At 65.5% G+C, this 23356-nt stretch carries 21 protein-coding genes; 9 read left to right on the plus strand and 12 right to left on the minus strand.

The features are described 5' to 3' along the window. Positions 1–117: 117 nt before the first annotated feature. Positions 118–1035 (plus strand): alpha/beta fold hydrolase, encoded by a 918-nt coding sequence (locus tag AB4Z42_RS18210; protein WP_442010618.1) that lies wholly within the window; start codon positions 118–120, stop codon positions 1033–1035. A gap of 57 nt (positions 1036–1092) precedes the next feature. Then, a complete protein-coding gene (locus AB4Z42_RS18215) occupies positions 1093–2208 on the plus strand; it encodes an NDMA-dependent alcohol dehydrogenase (protein ID WP_442010619.1) in 1116 nt (371 codons plus the stop codon). On the opposite strand, the gene fadA6 is transcribed toward AB4Z42_RS18215, so the two are convergent. From fadA6 to ipdE1, 7 genes are all read right to left on the minus strand, one after another. Beyond that, on the minus strand, positions 2209–3357 hold the full coding sequence (gene fadA6 / locus AB4Z42_RS18220; protein ID WP_442010620.1) for a steroid 3-ketoacyl-CoA thiolase FadA6: 1149 nt from the start codon (positions 3355–3357) through the stop codon (positions 2209–2211). Next, entirely contained in the window at positions 3350–3964 is a 615-nt protein-coding gene (gene kstR2, locus AB4Z42_RS18225; protein WP_442010621.1) for a TetR family transcriptional regulator KstR2, read from the minus strand. The genes fadA6 and kstR2 overlap by 8 nt, the downstream gene beginning before the upstream one ends. A 32-nt stretch (positions 3965–3996) precedes the next feature. Further along, a complete protein-coding gene (locus AB4Z42_RS18230) occupies positions 3997–5568 on the minus strand; it encodes a DUF4153 domain-containing protein (protein ID WP_442010622.1) in 1572 nt (523 codons plus the stop codon). Further along, positions 5565–6596 carry an ATP-binding protein gene (locus tag AB4Z42_RS18235; RefSeq protein WP_442010623.1) on the minus strand — a complete coding sequence of 344 codons (1032 nt, stop codon included), beginning with the start codon at positions 6594–6596 and terminating at the stop codon, positions 5565–5567. The genes AB4Z42_RS18230 and AB4Z42_RS18235 overlap by 4 nt, the downstream gene beginning before the upstream one ends. Further along, positions 6593–7258 carry a response regulator transcription factor gene (locus tag AB4Z42_RS18240; RefSeq protein ID WP_442010624.1) on the minus strand — a complete coding sequence of 222 codons (666 nt, stop codon included), beginning with the start codon at positions 7256–7258 and terminating at the stop codon, positions 6593–6595. Before AB4Z42_RS18240 ends, AB4Z42_RS18235 begins: the two co-directional genes overlap by 4 nt. 80 nt (positions 7259–7338) lie before the next feature. After that, entirely contained in the window at positions 7339–8127 is a 789-nt protein-coding gene (ipdF, locus tag AB4Z42_RS18245) for a (5R,7aS)-5-hydroxy-7a-methyl-1-oxo-2,3,5,6,7,7a-hexahydro-1H-indene-carboxyl-CoA reductase (protein ID WP_442010625.1), read from the minus strand. Then, positions 8124–9275 carry an acyl-CoA dehydrogenase IpdE1 gene (gene ipdE1, locus AB4Z42_RS18250; RefSeq protein ID WP_442010626.1) on the minus strand — a complete coding sequence of 384 codons (1152 nt, stop codon included), beginning with the start codon at positions 9273–9275 and terminating at the stop codon, positions 8124–8126. The genes ipdF and ipdE1 overlap by 4 nt, the downstream gene beginning before the upstream one ends. Before the next feature lie 47 nt (positions 9276–9322). Here ipdE1 and fadD3 point away from each other — a divergent pair, with 47 nt between their 5' ends. The 4 genes from fadD3 to ipdE2 are packed head-to-tail and all read left to right on the plus strand — an operon-like array spanning position 9323 to position 13901. After that, positions 9323–10858, plus strand: coding sequence for a 3-((3aS,4S,7aS)-7a-methyl-1,5-dioxo-octahydro-1H-inden-4-yl)propanoate--CoA ligase FadD3 (gene fadD3 / locus AB4Z42_RS18255; RefSeq protein WP_442010627.1), 1536 nt, complete (start codon positions 9323–9325; stop codon positions 10856–10858). Continuing rightward, positions 10858–12000: an acyl-CoA dehydrogenase family protein gene (locus AB4Z42_RS18260; RefSeq protein WP_442010628.1), complete on the plus strand. Its 1143-nt coding sequence runs from the start codon at positions 10858–10860 to the stop codon at positions 11998–12000. The genes fadD3 and AB4Z42_RS18260 overlap by 1 nt, the downstream gene beginning before the upstream one ends. Positions 12001–12009: 9 nt before the next feature. Then, positions 12010–12963, plus strand: a complete 954-nt coding sequence (locus AB4Z42_RS18265; protein WP_442010629.1) for an acyl-CoA dehydrogenase family protein — start codon at positions 12010–12012, stop codon at positions 12961–12963. Next, on the plus strand, positions 12960–13901 hold the full coding sequence (gene ipdE2 / locus AB4Z42_RS18270; protein WP_442010630.1) for an acyl-CoA dehydrogenase IpdE2: 942 nt from the start codon (positions 12960–12962) through the stop codon (positions 13899–13901). The genes AB4Z42_RS18265 and ipdE2 overlap by 4 nt, the downstream gene beginning before the upstream one ends. Here the strand turns inward: ipdE2 and AB4Z42_RS18275 are convergent. After that, complete coding sequence (locus tag AB4Z42_RS18275) at positions 13898–14713, minus strand: alpha/beta fold hydrolase (RefSeq protein ID WP_442010631.1); 816 nt, start codon at positions 14711–14713, stop codon at positions 13898–13900. The genes ipdE2 and AB4Z42_RS18275 overlap by 4 nt on opposite strands. A 48-nt stretch (positions 14714–14761) precedes the next feature. Here AB4Z42_RS18275 and AB4Z42_RS18280 point away from each other — a divergent pair, with 48 nt between their 5' ends. Continuing rightward, a complete protein-coding gene (locus AB4Z42_RS18280; RefSeq protein WP_442010632.1) occupies positions 14762–15499 on the plus strand; it encodes a phosphate/phosphite/phosphonate ABC transporter substrate-binding protein in 738 nt (245 codons plus the stop codon). Continuing rightward, positions 15499–16653 carry a pyridoxal phosphate-dependent aminotransferase gene (locus AB4Z42_RS18285; RefSeq protein WP_442010633.1) on the plus strand — a complete coding sequence of 385 codons (1155 nt, stop codon included), beginning with the start codon at positions 15499–15501 and terminating at the stop codon, positions 16651–16653. Before AB4Z42_RS18280 ends, AB4Z42_RS18285 begins: the two co-directional genes overlap by 1 nt. On the opposite strand, the gene AB4Z42_RS18290 is transcribed toward AB4Z42_RS18285, so the two are convergent. From AB4Z42_RS18290 to AB4Z42_RS18305, 4 genes are all read right to left on the minus strand, one after another. Next, the gene (locus tag AB4Z42_RS18290) at positions 16650–18053 is read right to left on the minus strand and encodes a DUF222 domain-containing protein (protein WP_442010634.1); all 1404 of its coding nucleotides are present in this window, start codon (positions 18051–18053) and stop codon (positions 16650–16652) included. The genes AB4Z42_RS18285 and AB4Z42_RS18290 overlap by 4 nt on opposite strands. 232 nt (positions 18054–18285) lie before the next feature. Further along, on the minus strand, positions 18286–20181 hold the full coding sequence (locus tag AB4Z42_RS18295; protein ID WP_442010635.1) for an acetoacetate--CoA ligase: 1896 nt from the start codon (positions 20179–20181) through the stop codon (positions 18286–18288). Then, positions 20178–20924 carry a 3-hydroxybutyrate dehydrogenase gene (locus tag AB4Z42_RS18300; RefSeq protein ID WP_442010636.1) on the minus strand — a complete coding sequence of 249 codons (747 nt, stop codon included), beginning with the start codon at positions 20922–20924 and terminating at the stop codon, positions 20178–20180. Before AB4Z42_RS18300 ends, AB4Z42_RS18295 begins: the two co-directional genes overlap by 4 nt. Then, a complete protein-coding gene (locus tag AB4Z42_RS18305) occupies positions 20921–22294 on the minus strand; it encodes an MFS transporter (protein ID WP_442010637.1) in 1374 nt (457 codons plus the stop codon). Before AB4Z42_RS18305 ends, AB4Z42_RS18300 begins: the two co-directional genes overlap by 4 nt. A gap of 108 nt (positions 22295–22402) precedes the next feature. Between AB4Z42_RS18305 and AB4Z42_RS18310 the strand changes: the two genes are divergently transcribed. Beyond that, positions 22403–23347, plus strand: coding sequence for a LysR family transcriptional regulator (locus tag AB4Z42_RS18310; RefSeq protein WP_442010638.1), 945 nt, complete (start codon positions 22403–22405; stop codon positions 23345–23347). The last annotated feature ends 9 nt before the right edge of the window (positions 23348–23356 follow it).

Raw genomic sequence — 23356 nt, forward strand, 5'->3', positions numbered from 1 at the left:
GAATGCGCACAAGGGTCAAATCGTCGCTTGTGTGAGTAGTGAGCACAAGCGAGAAATGCTGCTACACCGGGGCTTAACCTATTTCTAGAGATCAACCCACTACCCCGGAGCAACGAGATGAAAGCCCTGAAAGCCCTTCTGGTCGGCGCAGCGACGTGCGCCGCCGTCCTGACCGCGCCCGCCTTCGTGCCGGCGACCGCGGGTGACGGCGCGACGGATGACACCAAGGGCGTCAAGGTGATGACCGTGCACGGCGACCGCGTCGCTTACCGCGACGAAGGCCGCGGCGAGGTCGTTCTGCTCATCCACGGTATCGGCGGCAGCTCGAGCACTTGGAGCGCTGTGATCCCGTTGCTCGCCAAGAAGTATCGCGTCATCGCCCCAGATCTGTTGGGCCACGGGCAATCCGACAAGCCACGCGGCGACTACTCGGTCGGCGCACTCGCCGTGGTGTTGCGCGATCTGCTGGACGAGTTGGGCATCACCCGGGTCACGGTCGTCGGCCACTCGCTCGGCGGAGGTATCGCCATGCAGTTCGCCCATCAACATCGTCAGTACTGCGATCGGATCGTCCTGGTCAGCAGCGGAGGATTCGGTGACGACGTCAGCCGCGTGTTCCGGCTGCTGTCGCTGCCCGGCTCGGAGTTCGTGCTGCCGATGATCGCGTCGAGGCCTGCCGTGTTGGCGGGCAACGCGCTGCGTGCACTGCTGGGGTCCGACGACCGCTTCGATGCGCGGCCGCCGCTGTCGAACCGTGAGAACAGGCGGGCGTTCCTGCGCACGCTGCGCTCGGTCGTCGACTACCGCGGGCAGGCGGTGTCGGCCCTCAACCGGCTGTGCTGCAGCGACGATCTGCCTGCGCTGATCATCAGCGGCGACCAGGACCGGATCATCCCCGTCGAGCATGCGCGTGCCGCGCACGCCACGATGCCGAACAGTCGTCTTCACGTCTTGGCCGGCGTGCATCATCACCCGCCCACCGAGGAGCCTCAGAAGGTCGCGGGCCTCATCGACCAATTTCTGACCGCGGCATGAACGGTAAGGCTTTCGATTCAGCCCAAACCACGCTCCGATATCCCTAAGCTCTGGCGCATGAAAACGAACGCCGCCGTGCTTTGGGGACTCAACGAGCAATGGAGCGTCGAGGAGATCGACCTCGACGGGCCGAAGGAGGGCGAGGTCCTCGTCTCGTTCGAGGCCACAGGCCTGTGCCATTCCGATCACCATGTGCAGACCGGCGACCTGGCCGGAGTCACGCTTCCGATGATCGGCGGGCATGAGGGCGCGGGCATCGTGGCCGAAGTCGGTCCCGGCGTGAGGGACCTGAAAGTGGGCGACCATGTGGTGGCGTCGTTCCTGCCCGCCTGCGGGCGCTGCCGCTGGTGTGCCAGCGGACATCAGAACCTGTGCGATATGGGCGCGATCATCCTGCTGGGCATCCAGGCCGACGGCACCTACCGGCGCAGGGCGCAGGGTAAGGACATCGGCGTCATGGTGGGCGTCGGAAGTTTCTCCGAGTTGAGCACCGTGTCGGAGACCTCGCTGGTCAAGGTCGACGACGACCTGCCGCTGTCCCGCGCGTGCCTGCTCGGCTGCGGCGTGATGACCGGGTGGGGTTCGGCCGTCAACACCGCCGACGTGGCGCCGGGTGACACCGTCGTGGTGATCGGATGCGGGGGCATCGGCAGCGGCGCGGTCCAGGGTGCCCGGCTGGCGGGCGCCGAGCACATCGTCGTCGTCGATATCGTCGAATCAAAGCGGGACAAGGCATTCGAGTTCGGCGCCACCCACTTCGTGACGTCGATGCCCGAAGCCACGGCGTTGGTCGCCGAACTCACGCGCGGGGTGATGGCCGATTCCGCCTTGTTGACGGTCGGCCTGCTGAAGGGGCCGATGATCAACGAGGCCATGGACATCGTCCGCAAGGGCGGCGCGGTGGTGATGACCGCCATCGCCTCGATGGCCGACGTGACGCCGACACTGCCGATGGCGATGATGACGCTGTTCCAGAAGCGGCTGCTCGGCAGCCTCTACGGCGAGGCGAATCCGCGCGCGGACATCCCGCGGCTACTCAACCTCTATCGCGACGGCAAGCTACTTCTCGACGAGACGGTGACGGCCGAGTACAAGCTCAACGACATCAATGTCGCCTACGACGACATGCTCGCGGGACGCAACATCCGCGGTGTGATCATCCACGACCACTAGCTAGAGGCGCTCGATGATGGTGACGTTGGCGGTACCGCCGCCTTCGCACATCGTCTGAAGACCGTAGCGACCGCCGGTGCGCTCCAACGTGTTCAGCATCGTGGTGAACAGCTTGGCGCCCGTCGCACCCAGCGGGTGTCCGAGAGCGATCGCGCCGCCGCTGGGGTTGACCTTGGCGGGATCGGCCCCGGTCTCCTTGAGCCACGCCATGACCACCGGTGCGAAGGCCTCGTTGATCTCAACGGTGTCGATGTCGTCGATCGACAGGCCGGTCTTTTCCAGCGCGTAGGCCGTCGCGGGGATCGGACCGGTCAACATGAAGACCGGGTCGGCGCCGCGGGCACTGATGTGGTGGATGCGTGCCCGCGGTTTCAGCCCGTGATCCTTGACCGCCTGCTCGGACGCGAGCAGCACGGCGCTCGCGCCATCGGAGATCTGGCTGGCCATCGCGGCGGTCAGCCGGCCTCCGTCGACAAGCGTCTTGAGGCCGGCCATCTTCTCCAGCGACGTGTCGCGCGGACCCTCGTCGATGACGAAGCCGTCGACGCCGATGATCTCGTTCTCGAAGTGCCCCGCTCGGATCGCCTCCTTCGCGCGCTGGTGGCTGGTCAGCGAGTACTGCTCCATCTCCTCGCGCGAGAGCTTCCACTTCTCGGCGATCAGCTCCGAACCGCGGAACTGCGAGATCTCCTGATCGCCGTAGCGGTGCAGCCAGCTCTTGGATTCGTTGGTCGGTGAGGTGAACCCGAACTGCTCTGCCACCGTCATCGCCGACGAGATGGGGATCTGGCTCATGTTCTGAACGCCGCCCGCCACGATCAGATCGGCGGTGCCCGACATGACTGCCTGTGCGCCAAACGAAATCGCCTGCTGGCTCGAGCCGCACTGGCGATCGACGGTCACACCCGGCACCTCTTCGGGGAAGCCGGCGGCCAGCCACGACAGCCTGGCGATGTTGCCTGCCTGGGGGCCGATGGCGTCGACGCATCCGGCGATCACGTCGTCGACCGCACCGGGATCGACGTCGGTACGGTCGAACAATCCGCGCCACGCGGCGGCGCCCAGATCGACGGGATGCACGCCGGACAGCCCGCCGTTGCGCTTACCGACAGCGGTGCGTACGGCTTCGATGACGTATGCCTCAGGCATGTGAAGCTCCTTCTTTCGTGATACCGCCGAGAACGATGGACAGGTATTGCCGGCCGACCTCGTCGGCCGTCAGCGGTCCGCCCGGTTGATACCAGCGGACCGAAACCCATGTGGTGTCGCGGATGAACCGGTACACCAGATCGACGTCGATATCGGGCCGGAAGCAGCCCTCCTCGATGCCCTGGTTGAGCACGTCCACCCACATTTTGCGCTGTTCTTTGTTGCGTTCTTCCACGTACGCGAACCGCGGTTGACCGAGCAGCCGTTTCGCCTCGTCCTGGTAGATCACCACCTGGGCGTGACGGTCGGCGATCGCCTCGAACGACGCCATGAACAGCCCTTTGAGCCGTTCCAGCGGATCGGGTTCGATCGCGATGATCTCCTGGTATCGGGTGAACAGCCAGTCGAGGAACTCCCGCAACAGCTCGTCGACCATCTCTTCTTTCGACGAGAAGTGGTGGTAGAGGCTGCCCGAGAGGATTCCCGCGGAGTCCGCGATATCGCGGACCGTGGTGGCCCGCAGTCCGCGGTCGGCGAACATCTTCGCGGCGAGCTCGAGAAGCTCGTCACGCCTGCTCGTCGGGGGGCTCGACGATTCCGCCACCATCCCGCCAGCTTACCAACCAAGCACTTGCTAGGTCACCTTTGGGGCTGGAACGCTGCGCAGAAGTCGGCGTCGTAGTCCTCGACGGAACGATCGGCGCGCGACCGGGAGAGGTTGAAGAGGTACCACGGGTCGTCGACCCTGTCCGGTCTCGTGACGCACGCCCGGATCCGATCGGGCAGTCGGTGCAACGCAGGGTCGATATCCGCCGAAAGCGTCGACAGGTAGTCGGCGTCGAGTGCGCCGATCTGCTCGAAGCGGTCGATATTGCGATCGGCGATCAGTCGCTCAGGATTGAGCGCGGCCAGACCGAGGAGCGCAAGCACACCGGCCACCAACACCGCGCGCGGCAGCCACCGGGCGCTCATCCGAATTCCGGCGGCGGCGACGAGCAGGAACACCGAACCGAGCCACACCTCGATGGTGATGACCATCAGCCGTTCTGTGCTGTACCCGTATGCCTGCTGGTACACCCACATTCGATGGATCGCCGAAATAACCACGACAACCGAAGTGGCGCAAAGTATTCCGACGAACACCCGCAGCAGCCGGCGATCGGCCGCCGTGGCTCGTCCCGCCACCCGGATGACAACACTCAACACCAGCATCGTCAGGGCGGAAACCCACAACAGCTGCCAGAACCCCTGCCGCGCATACTCGGCGTAGGTCAGCCCCTCGGTCTCCAACACATGCGTGTGTCCACCGAACAGAACGCTGGCCTGCACGGCGACAAAGGCGATGAACAACACGTCGAGTACGCCGAGCGGCAATGCCCATTCCCACCGCGGTACCGGCGTCATCGGCGCAGGAGCCATCTTGTCGAGCCGTGGCCTGAAACGGATCAGGTAGCCACCCGCCAAGATGAAACCGATCACGAGCCCCGCCACCACGAGCCGCGCAGCGATATCGCCGCCATCGAATTCAGGCACCACGTTGTCGGCAAGGTGAGCGAACGCAGGGTCCGCCGCAGCGAACAAGCCACCGAACACAAGCGCAAGAACCACCGTGATGCCGATGACGGCCGCAACCCGGCCGAGCTTAGGCAGGGCGATACGGCGCGTTGTCCCGATGTCGCCGCCGGGGCGGCTCGGTGCCGGACCGCGAAGAGCACGGCCCACCCAGCCCCGCACGCGTCCCGGCAAGAGCCAGGGCAGAAACGGGGCGGTGAACACCGCAGTCCAGGTCTGGCCGCCGACGAACGTGCACCAGCCGACCACCCACGCCGCGATGAGGCAAAGGCCGCCGACCCATTCTGCGGCCAACATCGCCGAAACCGAGAGCAGCGCCAAAGTCAGGCCGATTCCGACCCATTCGTCACGAGCAGGTCGACGATCCGCTGTGCCGTACACGACGGAAAAGACCATGACCCCGACGACGAGGTAACCGACGCTCAGCACCGTCGGCCGCCAGAACGCGGTACCGATCGCGCCCGCAATCAACGCGGCGAGCAACAAGCGTCGGGGCGCAACGGCCAGCGGGTCGATCGGCCAGATCCGCCTCGGCCATATCGTCCAGCCCGCCTCGCCCTGCCGCGGTGGCATCGGGCCGAGCGGCGGTGGAGGTGTCGGGGGCGGAGTCCCGTACCAGCCCGGATACATCGTCGTCATGTCACATCCTCCACTACCGATAGGTCCGGGATGATGACCGCAATCCGGCATCCCTGCGGCGCATTCATCACTTCAATTGTGCCGCTGTGCAATTCGACGGCCCACCGTGCGATTGCCAGACCCAGGCCGGTGCCCCCCTCTGAGGTCGCTCCACGGGTGAAACGTTCGAAGACCCGTTCCCGCTCCGCAGGCGCAATGCCGGGGCCATGATCGGACACCTCCAGTCGGAGACCGGCGGGTTCGGCGGCGCACGCCAGAACCGAGACCTGACCACCCTTGGGGCTGTGCCGAACAGCGTTGTCGACCAGATTGACGACCACCTGGCGTAACCGCGCCGGATCGGCGACGGCTACGAGGGAGGCCGGTAGGACTCGCACAGCCACCTGGGCCTCGCTCGGCGCGACCGCGACGTGTTCGATCGCGTCGCGAAGGAATTCGTCGACGCCGAACCTGCTGATCTGCAGTGGAATTGCGCCGCCCTCGACACGCGAAAGATCGAGGAGATTGGCCACGAGTTCGCCGAGTCGCTCTGTCTGCGACAACGCCATCCGCATTGTCTGTGCATCCGGCTCAGCCACACCGTCGACCACGTTCTCCAGTAACGCCCGCAGGGCAGTGATCGGGGTGCGCAGTTCGTGCGAGACGTTAGCGATGAGACCGCGCCGGAACTCGTCCGCGGCACCGAGGTCGGCGGACATCTGATTGAAGGCTGTTGCCAGCTGCCCGATTTCGTCGCGGGAGGTGGCCCGGACCCGGATGCTGTAGTCACCGCGCGCCATCGCGCGGGCTGCGGTTGTCATCTGCCGCAGCGGTGAGGTCATCCCATGGGCCACGAACTGGGTGAAGACCAGTGAGGTGGCGAGCGCCGCGAGCAACGCGTACCGGAACTGCCAGCTCGCGCCGACCCAAAAGGTGAACGCTGCCAAAGTGATTGCTCCGCCAACGAGTAACGCCGTCTTCACCTTGAAGGATGCGAAGGGGTCCAGCGGACGCGGTAGCCGGTCCCACAGCGAACCGAATCCGCTCATCGCGGAATTTCCAGTGCATAGCCGACGCCGTGCACCGTACGGATCAGACCTGCGCCCAGCTTTCGCCGCAGAGCTTTGACGTGGCTGTCCACCGTGCGGGTCTCGACATCAGACGCCCAGCCCCACACGTGTTCGAGCAGTGTCTCGCGGGCGACCGCAGCGCCGGGTCGTCCCGCCAGGAAGGCGAGTAGGTCGAATTCGGTTCGGGTGAGCCGGACTTCGTCATCACCTTCGTAGACTCTGCGCCCGTCCAGATCGATTCGATACCGACCGACCGACATTGACGACGGCTCCGACATCCGATCCACCCGCCGCAACAGAACCCGTATCCGAGCGACGAGTTCGCGCATGCTGAACGGCTTCGCGAGGTAGTCGTCGGCGCCGATGCCGAGGCCGATCAGCATGTCCGTCTCGTCGCTTCGAGCGGTCAGCATCAGCACTGGCGTGGACCGCTTCGCCTGAATACGCCTGCACACTTCCAGACCGTCGAACCCGGGCAGCATCACATCGAGTACGACCAAGTCGGGATCGGTGGCCGTCGCGGTCTCCACCGCCGACGGCCCGTCGGTGGCGGTTTCGACCAGAAACGCTTCCGCGCGAAGCCTCGTGGCGACAGCAGCGAGGATGGTCGGCTCGTCGTCGACCACCAGAATTCGCTTCACACATCAGACTGTAGGTGCTGAGTGTGGTCGTTCCGGTCAGCGAATGTGAAGATACTGTGGAGATGTGAGAGATGAGCCTGTCAGGCGCGCTGGCTCGACACCGAAATCACTTCACCAGTGAGATAGCTGGAGTAATCGCTGGCCAGGAATGCAATCGTGGCGGCGATCTCCCACGGCTCGGCCGCCCGTCCGAACGCCTCACCCTCCGACAGCCGGTCGAGCAGTTCCGAACTGCTGGTCTTCTCGAGAAACTTGTGCCGGGCGATACTCGGCGATACCGCGTTGATTCGCACACCGTGTTCGACGGCTTCGATTGCGCTGCAACGCGTCAGCGCCATCACCCCCGCCTTGGCCGCGGCGTAGTGCGATTGCGAGTGCTGCGCCCGCCAGCCGAGGACGCTGGCGTTGTTGACGATCACACCGCCGTGGTCGGCCTCCCGGAAATACCGCAGCGCCGCACGCGTCGCACGCATCACCGACGTCAGCGTCACATTGAGGACACGGTCCCACTCCTCGTCGGTCATGTCGACGACGGGCGTCTCGCCGCCAAGGCCCGCATTGTTGACCAGGACGTCGAGCCGTCCCAGCCGGGCGGTCGTGGACGAGATCAGCGCGTCTACCTGCGCGGTGGACGTCACGTCGCACACCACGCTCTCGACCCGGCCAAGGCCGAGTTCGAGCAACTGGTCGCGGGTTTCGCCCAGCCGCCGCTCATGGTGGTCAGAGACCATGACATCAGCGCCCTCGAGGAGCGCGCGCCGCGCCACCGACGAACCGATACCGGTGCCTGCCGCGGCGGTCACCACGACCACCTTTCCGGTCAAAAGTCCGTGCCCCTCGATCTCTTTCGGGGTTTCGGCCAGACTCATGCGCCCTTCACCTCACGGGGTAGGCCGAGCACGCGCTCGGCGATGATGTTGCGTTGGATCTCGTTGGAACCGCCGTAGATCGTGTCGGCCCTCGAGAACAGGAACAGCCGCTGCCATTCGTCGAAGTCGCCGTCTGTCAACGTCAGGCCGTCGCGGCCCAGCACCTCCATGGCGATCTCGCCGAGTTCGCGATGCCAGTTGGCCCACAACAGTTTCGAGACGTTGTCTTGTCCCGGCTGCTCGACGTCCATTGTCGCCAACGCGTATGACCGCATGGTGCGAAGGCCCGCCCAAGACCTGGCCAGCCGCTCGCGAATCAGCGGATCGTCGGCGGCGCCGTTGCTCTTGGCGAGGTCGGCGACACCGGAAAGCTCACGGGCGTATTCGATCTGCTGACCCAGAGTCGACACCCCGCGTTCGAACGTCAGCGTGCCCATCGCGACCCGCCAACCATCGCCGGGCTCACCGACGACCAGCGACGCGTCGGTGCGGGCGTCGTCGAAGAACACCTCGTTGAACTCCGAGTCACCCGTCAGCTGGACGATGGGCCGTACTTCCACACCCGGCTGGTCCAGCGGAACGAGCAGATACGAAAGGCCCGCATGCCGTTTCGAGCCCTTTTCGGTGCGCGCGACGACGAAGCACCACTGCGCCCAGTGCGCCAGCGACGTCCACACCTTCTGCCCGTTGACCACCCACGCGTCGCCGTCGAGCTCGCCGGTCGTCGACACGTTGGCCAGATCGCTGCCCGCGCCGGGTTCGGAATAGCCCTGGCACCACAGTTCGGTGACATCGAGGATCTTCGGCAGGAACCGCTGCTGCTGCTCGGGAGTGCCGAAGGCGATCAGCGTCGGCCCGAGCAGTTCCTCACCGAAGTGGTTCACCTTCGCGGGTGCGTTCGCGATCGCGTATTCCTCGTAGAACGCGACGCGATGCGCGACGGACAGGCCGCGGCCGCCGTGCTCCTCGGGCCACCCGAGGCATGTATAGCCCGCGGCCGCGAGATGCCGGTTCCACGCGAGCCGTTCCTCGAACGCCACGTTGTCGTTGCCGGGGCCGCCGAGGCCTTTGATCGCGGCGAATTCGCCGGTGAGGTTCTCGGCGAGCCAGTCGCGGACCTCGGCCCTGAACTCCTGGACCTCTATCACCCCTGTAGGCTAACCTACCAAGCACTTGCTTTGTTAGAGGAGCATCAATGAGGGACGGTCCGCGGACGATTCCGCAGGTCTTGGACCGGATTGCTGATCAATTCGCCGATCACCACGCCCTGGTCACCGACGATCGTGCGTTGACCTATGCCCAGTTGCGGACCGAGGTGCGGCAGGCCGCTGCAGCGATGCTCGACCTCGGCGTGCAGGCCGGAGACCGGGTCGCCATCTGGTCGCCGAACACCTGGCACTGGGTGGTCGCGTGCCTGGCCACGCACTATGCCGGCGGCGTGATGGTGCCGCTGAACACCCGCTACACGGCCAGCGAGGCCGCCGACATCCTCGCCCGCACCGGCGCTCCGCTGCTCTTCGCGGCGGGCGAATTCCTCCGCGTCGACAAGGCCGCGTCGATCGACCGCGAGGCGCTGCCCGACCTGCGGCACGTCATCCGCGTCCCGATCGAGACGGACGACGGCACCTGGGATGAGTTCGTGGGCCGCGGCACAGATCTCGACGCGGTCGATGCCCGCGCGGCAGCCGTGCAGCCCGACGACGTCTCCGACGTCCTGTTCACATCCGGCACCACGGGCCGCAGCAAGGGCGCGCTGTGCGCACATCGTCAATCACTCGACGCCCCCGCGGCATGGGCGGCCTGCGGGGAGCTCACCAGCGCCGACCGCTACCTGTGCATCAACCCGTTCTTCCACAACTTCGGCTACAAAGCCGGCATCCTGGCCTGCCTGCAGACCGGCGCGACGCTGATCCCGCAGCTGACGTTCGACCCCGAGAAGGCGATGGCCGCGGTGGCCGAACACCGCATCACCGTGCTGCCCGGGCCGCCCACGATCTACCAGATCCTTCTCGACCATCCGAAGCGTGGCGACTACGACCTGACATCGCTGCGGTTCGCGGTCACCGGTGCGGCGACGATCCCGGTGGTGTTGATCGAACGTATGCAGACCGAATTGGACATCGACATTGTGCTGACCGCATACGGCCTGACCGAGGCCAGTGGTTTCGGCACGATGTGCCGCGCCGAAGACGATGCGGTCACCGTGGCCACGACGTGCGGCCGCCCGATCGCCGACTTCGAGCTGCGCATCGACGCCCCGGCCGACGATGGCTCGGGTGAGGTGCTGCTGCGCGGGCCCAACGTCATGCTCGGTTACCTCGACGACCCCGAGGCGACCGCCGCGGCCATCGACTCCGAGGGCTGGCTGCACACCGGCGATGTAGGCCGGTTGGACGAGCACGGCAATCTGAGCATCACCGACCGGCTCAAGGATATGTACATCTGCGGTGGCTTCAACGTCTATCCCGCCGAGATAGAACAGGTGCTCGCTCGGCTCGACGGCGTCGCCGAGTCGGCCGTCATCGGCGTGCCCGACGAGCGGCTCGGCGAGGTCGGCAAGGCCTTTCTGGTCCTCAAGCCAGGCGCGGAGCTGGATGAAAGTGCGGTAATCGCTTACACGCGTGAGCATCTCGCGAACTTCAAGGCACCACGATCGGTGGAGTTCCTCGATGTGCTGCCACGCAATCCGGGCGGCAAAGTGATCAAGCCAGCTCTGCGGGAAAGGATCTGATGGATCTCAACTTCGACGACGCGACGCTCGGCTTCCAAGCCGAGGTGCGCGAATTCCTCGCGGCGAACAAGGACGCGTTTCCAACGAAGTCCTACGACACCGCCGAGGGCTTCGAACAGCACCGCCGCTGGGACAAGGTGCTCTTCGACGCCGGCTTGTCGGTGATCACGTGGCCCGAGAAGTACGGCGGCCGGGATGCGTCACTGCTGCAGTGGATCGTCTACGAGGAGGAGTATTTCCGCGCAGGCGCCCCTGGCCGGGCGAGTGCCAACGGCATCTCGATGCTCGCCCCGACTCTGTTCGCGCACGGCACCGAGGAGCAACTCGACCGAGTGCTGCCGAAAATGGCCAGCGGCGAGGAGATCTGGGCGCAGGCCTGGTCCGAGCCGGAGTCGGGCAGCGACCTCGCCTCCCTGCGGTCGACCGCCACCAGGACCGACGGTGGATGGCTGCTCAACGGCCAGAAGATCTGGAGCTCGCGAGCGCCGTTCGGCGAGCGCGCGTTCGGTTTGTTCCGCTCTGATCCCGAAGCGCAGCGCCACAAGGGGCTGACCTACTTCATGTTCGATCTGAAGGCCGAGGGCGTCACGGTTCGCCCCATCGCACAGCTGGGCGGCGACACCGGATTCGGGGAGATTTTCCTCGACGACGTGTTCGTTCCCGACAACGACGTGATCGGCGAGGTGCACCAGGGCTGGCGTGCCGCGATGAGCACGTCGAGCAATGAGCGCGGTATGTCGCTGCGCAGCCCGGGACGTTTCCTTGCCCCGGCCGAAAGGCTGGTGTCGCAATGGAAAACACTGGAAGCCGACTCCGCTGAGCCCTTCGCAGGCCGGGTGGCCGACGCGTGGATCAAGGCCCAGGCATACCGTCTGCACACGTTCGGCACCGTGACCAGGGTCAGCGCCGGCGGTGAGCTGGGCGCCGAAGCGTCGGTGACCAAGGTGTTCTGGTCGGACCTCGATGTGGCGATCCATCAGACCGCGCTCGACATGCGCGGCGCCGATGGGGAACTCGCTGACTCGTGGACCGAGGGTCTGCTGTTCGCGCTGGGCGGCCCGATCTACGCAGGCACCAACGAGATTCAGCGCAACATCATCGCCGAACGGCTGCTGGGCCTACCACGGGAAGCTAAGGGGTGACGTCCGGCCATGTTTTTTGAGATTGACGAACAACAGCGCGACTTCGCGGCGAGCATCGACGCCGCGCTCGGGGCGGCCGACCTGCCCGCGGCCATTCGGGCGTGGGCCACAGGCGACACCGCACCGGGCCGCAAGGTGTGGGCACAGTTGGCCGACCTCGGAGTGACCGCACTGATGGTTGCCGAGAAGTTCGACGGCATCGAGGCGCATCCCGTCGACCTTGCGGTCGCCGCAGAGCGGCTGGGCCGGTGGTGCGTCCCGGGCCCGGTGACCGAATCCATCGCGGTGGCACCGGTTCTGCTCGCTGACGATGAGCGCAGCGCGGCGCTCGCCTCGGGTGAGCTGATCGCCACCGTCGCGCTGCCTCCGCAGGTCCCGCGTGCCGTCGACGCCGATACCGCCGGGCTCATTCTGGTGGCGGCCGACGGCAAAGTCACCGACGGCACCGCGGGCGAGCAGGTGGAATCGGTTGATCCCAGCCGAAAACTGTTCGACGTCACCGTCTCCGACGAGGGCACGACCGCCGATGTGGCACGCGCCTACGAGTTCGGGGTACTGGCGACGGCGGCGCAGTTGGTCGGCGCGGGGCAGGCCCTGCTCGACATGTCCGTCGAGTACGCCAAGCAGCGCAGCCAGTTCGGCAGGACCATCGGTTCGTACCAGGCGATCAAGCACAAACTCGCCGACGTGCACATCGCGCTCGAGCTGGCACGGCCCCTCGTTTACGGAGCTGCGCTGTCGGTGGCCGACCAGTCACCCGACACCGCGCGGGACGTCAGTGCCGCCAAGGTGGCGGCCTCCGATGCCGCGCTGCTGGCGGCGCGCTCCGCGCTGCAGACGCACGGTGCCATCGGGTTCACGCAAGAGCACGACATGTCGCTGTGGTTGTTGCGGGTGCAGGCGTTGCGCTCGGCGTGGGGCGACCCCGCACTGCACCGTCGACGCCTATTGGAGGCATTGTGAGTGAAGAACGCGAACTGTTGCGCGACACGGTAGCCGCGCTTGTCGAGAAGCATGCGTCACCGGCCGCTGTACGGTCGGCGATCGAGTCCGAGCGCGGCTACGACGAGTCGCTCTGGAAGTTGTTGTGCGAGCAAGTCGGTGCCGCCGCACTGGTGGTACCCGAGGAGCTCGGCGGCGCGGGCGGCGAACTCGCCGATGCCGCCGTCGTGCTCGAGGAACTGGGCAAGGGCCTCGTGCCGACACCGCTGCTCGGCACGACGCTGGTTGAACTGGCGCTGCTCGCCGTCGACGAACCGGACGGCGATGCACTCGAGGAACTTGCGGCGGGCACGAAGATCGGCGCCGTCGCGTTCGATCCGGACGTCGTGATCAACGGCGACGTCGCCGACATCGTCATCGCCACCGACGGTCAGCAGCTCAAGCGACTTACGCAGTTCACCGCGCACCGCCTCGACGCCATGGACCCGACTCGGCGGCTGGCCCGCATCGAGGCCCAAGAAGGGACCGGCATCGGCGCCGATCCGGGACTTACCGATACTGCGGCGATCCTGTTGGCAGCCGAGCAGATCGGCGCGGCCACACGCTGTCTCGATCTCACGGTCGAGTACACGAAGGACAGGGTGCAGTTCGGCAGGCCCATCGGCAGCTTCCAGGCACTCAAGCACCGCATGGCCGATCTGTACGTCGCGGTGCAGTCCGCGCGTGCGGTGGTGAACGAAGCGGTCGCCGAGCCGTCGCCGACGTCGGCGGCGCTGGCGCGCTTCTCGGCCAGCGAGGCGTTCTCGAAGGTCGCCGGTGAGGCTGTCCAGATGCACGGCGGTATCGCCATCACGTGGGAACACGACATACAGCTGTATTTCAAGCGTGCGCAGAGCAGCGCACAGCTTCTCGGGCCGCCGCGGGAACACCTGCGCCGACTCGAGTCCGAAGTGCTTTAACCGCCGCGAAGGAAGCCGGTCAGATGCCCGGCCACCACGTCGGGTTGTTCGAGCCACGGCCAATGCCCTGCTCCCGCAATCCCTCTAACCCGGGCATTGCGGAAGATCTGCCGCTGTTCCTCCGCTTGCTCCGGCCCGATGTAGGCGTCGTTGTCTCCCCAGATGATGAGCACGTCGCCGGTGAATTGCGCGAGCCGGTCAACGTACGGCTCGATGGCGTGCTCACCGGTCGACCGGTACAGCTCGACGACGGTGCGTTTGGTGCCCGGCACGAGGATGTGTTCGATGATCCGGTCCCGGTGCTCTTCGGGAAGCCCGGCGTCGGTGCGGTTCATCACCGCTCGGAGCATCGGGGCGTTCGCGATCATGCCGGACAGTTCGCCGAGGATCGGGGTTCGCCAGATCTTCGCGGCGGTGTGGTTGATCCGCCGCGGGGTGTTGATCAGGGTGATGCTGGCCGTCCGGTCCAGATGGTCGGCGGCCCACGCGAGCGCGAACGGTCCGCCGAAGTCATGCGCCACCAGATGAACCGGTCGCGTTTCGAGCTGGGTGAGCAGTCCTTCGAGGTGCGCGGCGTAGTGCGCGACGGTGTAGCCCCAGTCGGGGGCCTTGTCGGCGGCGCCGAACCCCGGCAGTTCGGGGGCGATGACGCGGGCGAACTCGGCGACCGGATTCGTCAACGGGCCCCAATCGGCACCGGCGTTGTTGCCGTGGACGAAGAGCACCGGACTGCCCGAATCGGGTCCGCCGATCCAAACCGGACTGCGGACGCCGTCGACCGCGACCACCCGCGACTCCCATTGAACGTCCACGCAAGAATTCTGCATTGATCCTGCGGGTCGCGACGTAGGCTCGCGAAAATGGTGAGCTTCGTCTTGGACCAGAATCTCGGCCTGCCCTCGGGCGACGAGCCGTGGAAGACAATTCTCAGTGCAGCCGACGTCACCGCACACCAGACCGCCGACCTCGCCGCGATCGACCAGGCGCTCGCCGAACATCAGCCGGATATCGCGTATGTGCCGACTGCAGACTTTCATCGATTGGTCCGAAGCGGCGACCAGTACTACCGCGGTCTGGCGATCGCAACGTCGAAGTTCACCGGCGACCCACGACAGAGCAGCCTGCTCGTGGTCCGGCACGACGACTCCGCAACGGGGCTCGACGACCTGGCCGGCGCGGACTACGGATACATCAACACCTCGTGCACGTCGAGCTACTTCTCCCCCGCCATCCTGCTGACCCAGCAGGGCAAGACGTGGGACAAATTCCTGAACTTCATCCCGGTCCCGCCGTGGCAAGGGCAGATCGATGCCGTTGTGTCCAAGAAGGTCCGGGCGACCATGGTCCTCGAAGACGTGTGGAGAGCAACTCCCGACAACGCGGAGACGACGAAGATCATCGGCCGTTACGACAACTGCAAACCGCCGGTGGTGATCGCGAGCAAGACCCTCGACAAAGGAGTTCGCGAAACGCTTCTCGACGCGTTGGTCGCCTGGGAGCCTGACTGGAACGGCATCTTCGGCGGACTCAAGCCGTACTACTACGCCGACGTGCACCCGTTCTTCCACGACCTCGATCAACTTCCGGGCGATATGTGATGGGCGTTGCGTTACGGGCAGGCATTCCGCCGTTCTATGTGATGGATGTGTGGCTGGCGGCCGCCGAGCGTCAGCGCAGTCACGGCGATCTCGTGAACTTGTCGGCAGGCCAGCCAAGCGCCGGGGCCCCGCAGGCGGTGCGCGCTGCGGCGAAGGCGGCGCTGGACAACAGCGTGCTCGGCTACACCGTGGCGCTCGGCATTCCGGAGTTGCGCGTCGCGATCGCGTCGTCGTATCAGGCCCGGCACGGCCTCGCGGTCGACCCGGCAGATGTGGTGATCACGACCGGTTCGAGCGGTGGATTCCTGTTGGCTTTCCTGGCCTGCTTCGACGCCGGCGACAGAGTGGCCATCGCGAGCCCCGGCTATCCCTGCTACCGCAACATCCTCTCGGCGCTGGGGTGTGACGTCGTCGAGATCCAGTGCGGGCCCGACACCCGTTTCCAGCCGACCGCGCAGATGCTCGCCGAACTCGATCCGCCCGTGCAGGGCGTTATCGTCGCCAGTCCCGCCAATCCGACGGGCACGGTGATCCCGCCGGAGGAACTGGCGGCGATCGCGTCGTGGTGTGCGTCCTCGGGCGTGCGGCTGATCAGCGACGAGGTGTACCACGGACTGGTGTACGAGGGTGCGCCCGCGACGAGCTGTGCATGGCAGACGTCGCGGGAAGCCGTTGTGGTGAACAGCTTTTCGAAGTATTACGCGATGACCGGTTGGCGGCTGGGGTGGCTGCTCGTACCGCAGGAATTGCAGCGCGCCGTCGACCGCCTGACCGGAAACTTCACCATCTGTCCGCCGGCGCTGGCACAGGTCGCCGCGGTCGCGGCCTTCACGCCCGAGTCGATCGCAGAGGCCGATGCACTGCTAAACCACTACGCGGACAATCGGCGACTATTGCTCGACGGACTGCGGGGAATCGGCATCGACAAACTGGCGCCTACCGACGGGGCCTTCTACGTATACGCCGACGTATCGCATCTGACCACCGATTCGCTGTCGTTCTGCTCAAAGCTTCTGGCCGACACCGGCGTTGCGATCGCGCCCGGCATCGACTTCGACACAGTGCACGGCGGATCGTTCGTACGACTGTCCTTCGCGGGCCCCTCGGACGATATCGAGGAGGCGGTGCGCCGCATCGGCATCTGGCTGGGCTAGAAGGGCGGTGGCGAGTTGTTGTGTTCGCGTTCGGCTTTGATGTGTGCGGCGCGGTCTTGTGCGCGGGTGCGTTTGCGTTGGGGCATCATCAGGCCCCGGTCGGTGCTGAACGTCCCCGACTGCGGTGGGGGTGGTAGTTCCCCGGTGTTGGTGTCCCAGTCGGGAAAGTAACTTCGACAACCCGGATGGGTCGTATAGGTGCGACCGGTCGGCGAGGTCCACACCGCCGCACCGTCAGGCAGCAGTTTCAGCTCCCAGTCCCCGGTCCAAAAGGTCTTGAGCAGGTGATGTTTTCGGCACAGACACGCCAGGTTCGACGGATGTGTGGCCCCCAGCGGATGCGGGATCACATGGTCGATATCGCAGACCTCTGCAGGCGCGGTGCACCCGGGGAATCGGCACGTCAGATCACGCGCGCGCACAAACCGCGCCAACCTCGCCGACGGCCGATACCCCGACTCCGGCTCTTCGGCCGGAGTGCCCAGGGGTCGTAGCCTGGCGCCATTGCGCAACAACTCGGTCAGCAGCGGTGTGGGCAGCACCTCAGTACCCGACAGAATCGCCGTGCCAAAGGAGGATGCGGTGTTCTGCAGACCGTCGATCGTGGCCTGGTCGGTGTACACCGTGACGACCACCGAGGACTTCGGCGCCGGCTGCCCTTCGCGCGCGGGGCAATTCGGTGATTCACACAGGCACGGCAGGTGATCATTGCCGTGGCTCCACGCGCCCAACGCATCCGCGCGGCGTTCGTTGGCCGAGCGGGGATCGTTCTCACACACCGTGGCCACCATCCCCGCGATCTTCTTCTTCAACACCGCCGCATCCGCGGCATTGAGCCGCCCCCACACCGACGTCGTGCCGGCATCGTCCTCGAGATCGCCGACGACGAAGTCACGGGAACGGTGCACGGTCTTACTCACCATCAGCGCCGAGGCATCGAATTCCAACACCAACGCATCCACGGCGGCGAGCAGCTTGTCCTCGGCCAACGGACCCCACTTGCCTGCCCGATCCGCGATAGCCCGATCGATCACCGCCCAGACCGGGTCATCGGTGATCAACTGCGTACGCCAGGTGATCGCACCCACCACCCGCGCACTCAAATCACCGCGCCCGAACAACTCGGCCACCGCGGGTAAATGCTCACGCAGTGCCTTGGCTATGCGCATCTGACCCGAGCCCTTGCGGGGGCTGATATTCATCGCCGCGGCCACCTCCGCAGCCGCGCAATCCCACGGATCGAACGCCCAGAACGCGCGCGGATCCTCGGCATCCGCGCCGACTCGGCGGGCGGTCAACTCCCCGATCGCAGATAACCGCAAGGCCCCGGCCGCGGCCTCTGCACGTGCGGCCTCCTCGATCGTGGCGACCAACCCCGCCTCATCGATGCCATCGAACATACATTCGATTATGCACCTGCTCACCGACAGCTGAATCAGTTATCCCAGGCACTCCAAGGGGCTCCCTAGCTCGGGAATCGCCAAGGAAGTTCCAAGGCTGATCCATAACTTGGGAAGTAGCAACGAAGTAGCAGAGCCAACTGCCCACTCAGAAAGGAGTATTCACATGACCACCACCGTGAGACCGACCGACGAAGCCGACGACCACATCATCAGATCGGAGAATTGATCCCTAGCGCTTCAGGTTGGCGTACCAGTCCAGCAGCTCGGGGTCGTCGACCGCGCTGCGCTCCACCACCTTCGCCGCGTCCGCGCCGGCGAACAGTTTCTTGATCGGCACCTCGAGCTTTTTACCCGTGCGGGTGTGCGGCACGCCGGGCGCCTCGATGATCTCGTCGGGCACATGGCGCGGGGACACCTCGTCGCGGATCGTCTTCTTGATCCGTTCACGCACCTCGTCGGTGAGCGCGACACCCTCCGCGGGGACGACGAACAGCGGCATCCAATAGCCGCCGTCCTCCTGCTCACAGCCGATCACCAACGCCTCGGCAACCTCGGGCAGCCGTTCCACCGCCTGATAGATGTCGGCGCTGCCCATTCTGATGCCGTGCCGGTTCAGTGTCGAGTCCGACCTCCCGTGCACGATGATGCTGCCGTGATCGGTGATCGTGATCCAGTCCCCGTGGCGCCACACGCCGGGAAACATCTCGAAATACGCACTGCGATAACGTTCTCCGTCGGGGTCGTTCCAGAAGCCGATCGGCATCGACGGCATCGGTTTGGTGATGACCAACTCGCCGACCTCACCGCGCACCGGGTTGCCCGACTCATCCCAGGCGTCGAGCGCGCATCCCAGGAACGGTGCCGACAATTCGCCCGGCCACACCGGCACGGTGCGCACACCGCCGATGAACGCCGACACCACATCCGTGCCGCCGCTGATCGACGCGACTTGAACATGTTCACCGACGTTGTCACGCAACCACAATGACGATGACGGCGGCAGCGACGATCCGGTGATGCCGACGGTTTTCAGCGCTGACAGGTCATGGTCCTTGCGCGGGACGGCGCCCGCCTTCGCGCATCCGAGCACGTATCCGGGGCTGGCGCCGAGGACCGTCACCCGGAGACGCCCGGCGATGTCCCACAACGCGTCTGGCCGCGGAGCGTTCGGGCTGCCCGAGTAACAGATGATCGTCGCACCGACCAACAGGCCGGCGACCTGGAAATTCCACATCATCCAGCTCGGGCTGGTGTACCAGAAGAATGTATCGTCCGGACCGATATCCGACTGCAGCGCAACGGCCTTCAAGTGCTCGAGAACCACGCCGCCGTGTCCGTGGATGATTCCCTTGGGCTTACCCGTCGTACCCGACGAGTACAGAATCCACAGCGGGTGATCGAAGTCGACGGGCACGGGTTGCAGCTCACCACCCGACTCGGTGAGTTCAGATGCCAGCACCGTCGCCTTCAGCGTAGGCAGTCCCGCGCGCAGGGCCTCGATATCCTCGCGTTTGTCGTAGGTCTTGCCACCGAATTGGTAGCCCTCAGCCGTCACCAGCACCACCGGCTCCAGCTGCCCGAGACGGTCGAGCGCGGCCTTGGCCGAGTAGTCCTGTCCGCATGCGCTCCAGATCGCACCGATGCTCACTGTGGCCAGGAATGCGATGACGGCTTCGGGGATATTCGGCAGGTAGCCCGCCACGCGGTCGCCCAAACCGACCCCGAGGCAGCGCAGCTTGTCTGCGAAGGCCGCAGTGCGTCCGAGCAATTCGGCCCACGACACGTCGACGGCCGCGCCGTCCTCCATGACATGGATGATCGCAGGCCGATCGGACCGCGCATTGCGGACGACCTGATCCGCGTAGTTCAGCGTGACACCCGGAAACCATTGCGCCCCAGGCATCGCCGCGTGCTCTAGGACATTGTCGGGGCGGTCACCGAACCCGAAGTAGTCCCACATCGCCGCCCAGAATGCGGCGGGATCATCGACCGACCACTGCCACAATGACGTGTAGTCGGTAATCGTCACGCCGGTCTTGTCAGCCACGAAGCGCGCGAAGTCGGTTACTCGTGCCCTGGCGACGTCGTCATCCGTAGGCACCCATTGCGGTGTGGCACCGGTCATCGCGCGCTCCAGCCCCCGTCCATGGTGTACGACGCCCCGGTGACCATTCCCGCCGCCGGTGAGGCCAGCCACCCCACCAGGCCCGCGACTTCCTCGGGTTCCACCAGACGTTTGATAGCGCTCTCCTTCAGGAGGATGTCGGTCACCACCTTATCCTCCGCGATGCCGTGAACCTTGGCCTGATCGGCGATCTGCTTGGCCACCAGTGGCGTTCGCACATAGCCGGGGTTCACGCAGTTACTCGTCACGTCGTGCTGTGCCCCTTCGAGAGCAGTCACCTTCGAAAGTCCCTCGAGGCCGTGCTTGGCGGTCACGTAAGCGACCTTGTACTCGGACGCCCTGATGCCGTGCACCGAGGAGATGTTGATGATCCGGCCGAAGTTCTGCCGGTACATGTGTGGCAGTGCGGCTCGAATGAGCAGGAACGGCGACTCCACCATGAGCGTCATCATGTGGCGGAAGCGGTCCGGCGGAAAATCGGGGATCGGGCTGACGTGCTGCACTCCGGCGTTGTTGACCAGAATGTCCGCGTCGAGCTCTAGCTCTTCCAGTGCCGAGACATCGGAAAGGTCTACTGCCCAGGACTTTCCGCCGATGTCCTGCGCAACGGACTTCGCGCCAACGTCGTCGCGGTCGGCGACGGTGACCACCGCTCCCCGCGCGGCCAGCTCCCGCGCACACGCCTCGCCGATGCCGCCCGCACCACCGGTGACAAGCGCGGTACGACCCGCGAGTTCTGTCATACGACACCCGCCTTCGCGAGATCCTCGCGGTCGGCCTCGTCAAGGCTTTCCAGATCGATGCCGTTCGTCTCGCGCATGAACAACGCTGCCACAAGGGTGATTACGGCGGCGACGGCCAGATATATCGCGATCGGCACCCAGGTGCCGAACTCACCCAGAAGCCAGGTGGCGATCGCGGGAGCCAGTGATCCCGCCACGATCGACGTCACCTGATAGCCCAGGGACACTCCGGAATACCGCATGCGCGTGGGGAACATCTCGGCCATGATGGCCGGCTGCGGTGCGTACATGATCGCGTGGATGACCAGACCGATTATGACCGCGGCCATGATCGCGAGATAGTTGGCCGTGTTCATCAGGGGGAACGCGAAAAAGCCCCAGGTGCCCGCAAGGATGGCGCCGACGATGTACACGGGCCTGCGCCCGAACCGGTCGGAGAGCCGTCCCACCTGCGGGATGACGAGGAAGTGCACTGCGTGGGCGGCCAACAACCACCACAGGATGTCGCCGGTGTCGGCGCCGACGTGATTCTTGAGGTAGACGATCGAGAACGTGACGACGAGGTAGTACATGATGTTCTCCGCGAACCGCAGGCCCATCGCCGTGAAAACGCCACGGGGATAACGCTTCAGCACCTCGAACACGCCGTAGGACACGGCCTTGACCCGCTCGACCTCCTGCTGTGCCTGGATGAAGATCGGCGCATCGGTCACCTTCGTGCGGATGTAGTAGCCGATCAACACGACGACCGCCGAAAGCCAGAACGCGACTCGCCAGCCCCACGACAGGAACGCGGCATCGGACAGTGTCCCGGTCAGGACGAGGAGCACGATGGTCGCCAGCATGTTGCCGACGGGGACTGCCGCCTGCGGCCAGCTGGCCCAAAAGGCGCGGGTGCGGTTCGGGCTGTGCTCCGCGACGAGCAGAACGGCGCCACCCCACTCCCCGCCGACGGCGAAGCCCTGCATGAACCGCAGAACCACGAGCAATATCGGCGCCCAGACTCCGATCTGGCCGTAGGTCGGCAGGCAGCCCATCAGGAACGTCACACCACCGACGAGCAGGAGGCTGAATTGAAGCAGCTTCTTGCGGCCGTACTTGTCGCCGAAGTGTCCGAACACGACGCCGCCGAGCGGGCGTGCCAGGAATCCGACGCCGTAAGTCAGGAGTGCGGCGATGAGCGCGCTGTCACCCGAGCCCTCGGCGAAGAAGACTTTGTTGAAGACAAGGGTTGCCGCGGTGGCGTAGAGAAAGAATTCGTACCACTCGACGACGGTGCCGGCCATCGAGGCGACGACCACACGCTTCAGGCCCGTCGGAACGGCACTGCTTGCACTGCTCGCGGGCGGCGGTTCGTGGTGAATCGTCATTGCACGCTCCTCGATTGTGATGCACCGCACAGGCCATTGTGAGTATTCACGCAGGTACCCCTACCTGCAATAATCAAAACTGCAGGAACTATCTGCAAAAATGCAGATATGGCCGTGTCATCTCGCTCGGCGGGCCGCCAGCCCAGCGCCGACGACCTTCTCGTGTTGCTTGCCGTCGGCCGCTCGGGCCGCTACAACATCGCCGCGGAAGAACTCGGCCTCAACCACACCACCATCTCGCGCCGCATCGCCGCATTGGAGCAGTCGGTCGGCGGCCGGGTGCTGGCCCGTGTGGCCGGCGGTTGGGAGCTCACAGACCTCGGGCGTGAGGCGTTGTCGGCCGCCGAGGCCGTCGAATCCGCCGTACGCTCGCTGACCGTCCGGACCGGCGGCGAGCGCACGCTCGAGGGTGTGGTCCGGATATCGGCGACCGACGGCTTTTCCGCCTACATCGCCGCACCGGCTGCCGCTCAGGTGCAACGGAGTCATCCCAACGTCGCGGTCGAGATCGTCGCCGCGACCCGGCGCGCCACACAACAACGCTCCGGCCTTGACGTCGAGGTGGTGGTCGGTGAGCCGAAGGTCCACCGCGCTAAGGCGATTCGGCTCGGCGACTATTGCCTAGGTCTCTACGGCGCGCGCGAGTACCTGGTGGACAACGGAACTCCGACGACTATCGCTGACCTCGCCCGCTATCCGCTGGTGTACTTCATCGACTCGATGCTGCAGGTCGACGACCTCGACGTGGCAACCAGTTTCGCACCCGCCATGCGCGAATCCGTCACCTCCACCAACGTCTTCGTACACGTCGAGGCGACACGAGCGGCTGCGGGCATCGGACTATTGCCGTGTTTCATGGCCGATCGCCACGACGATCTCGTCCGCGTTCTTGGTGACGAGGTGGCGGTCCGGTTGACGTACTGGCTCGTCACCCGAGCGGAGACCTTGCGCAGACCCGAGGTCGCGGCCGTCGTGAACGCGATCCAACACCGGATGACCGAACAACGCGACGTACTGCTGGGTGCGCACGGAAAAGGGCACCCACCGCAGTGAGTGCCCTTT

It is taken from the genome of Mycobacterium sp. 2YAF39, assembly GCF_052114565.1.
Taxonomy (GTDB): domain Bacteria; phylum Actinomycetota; class Actinomycetes; order Mycobacteriales; family Mycobacteriaceae; genus Mycobacterium.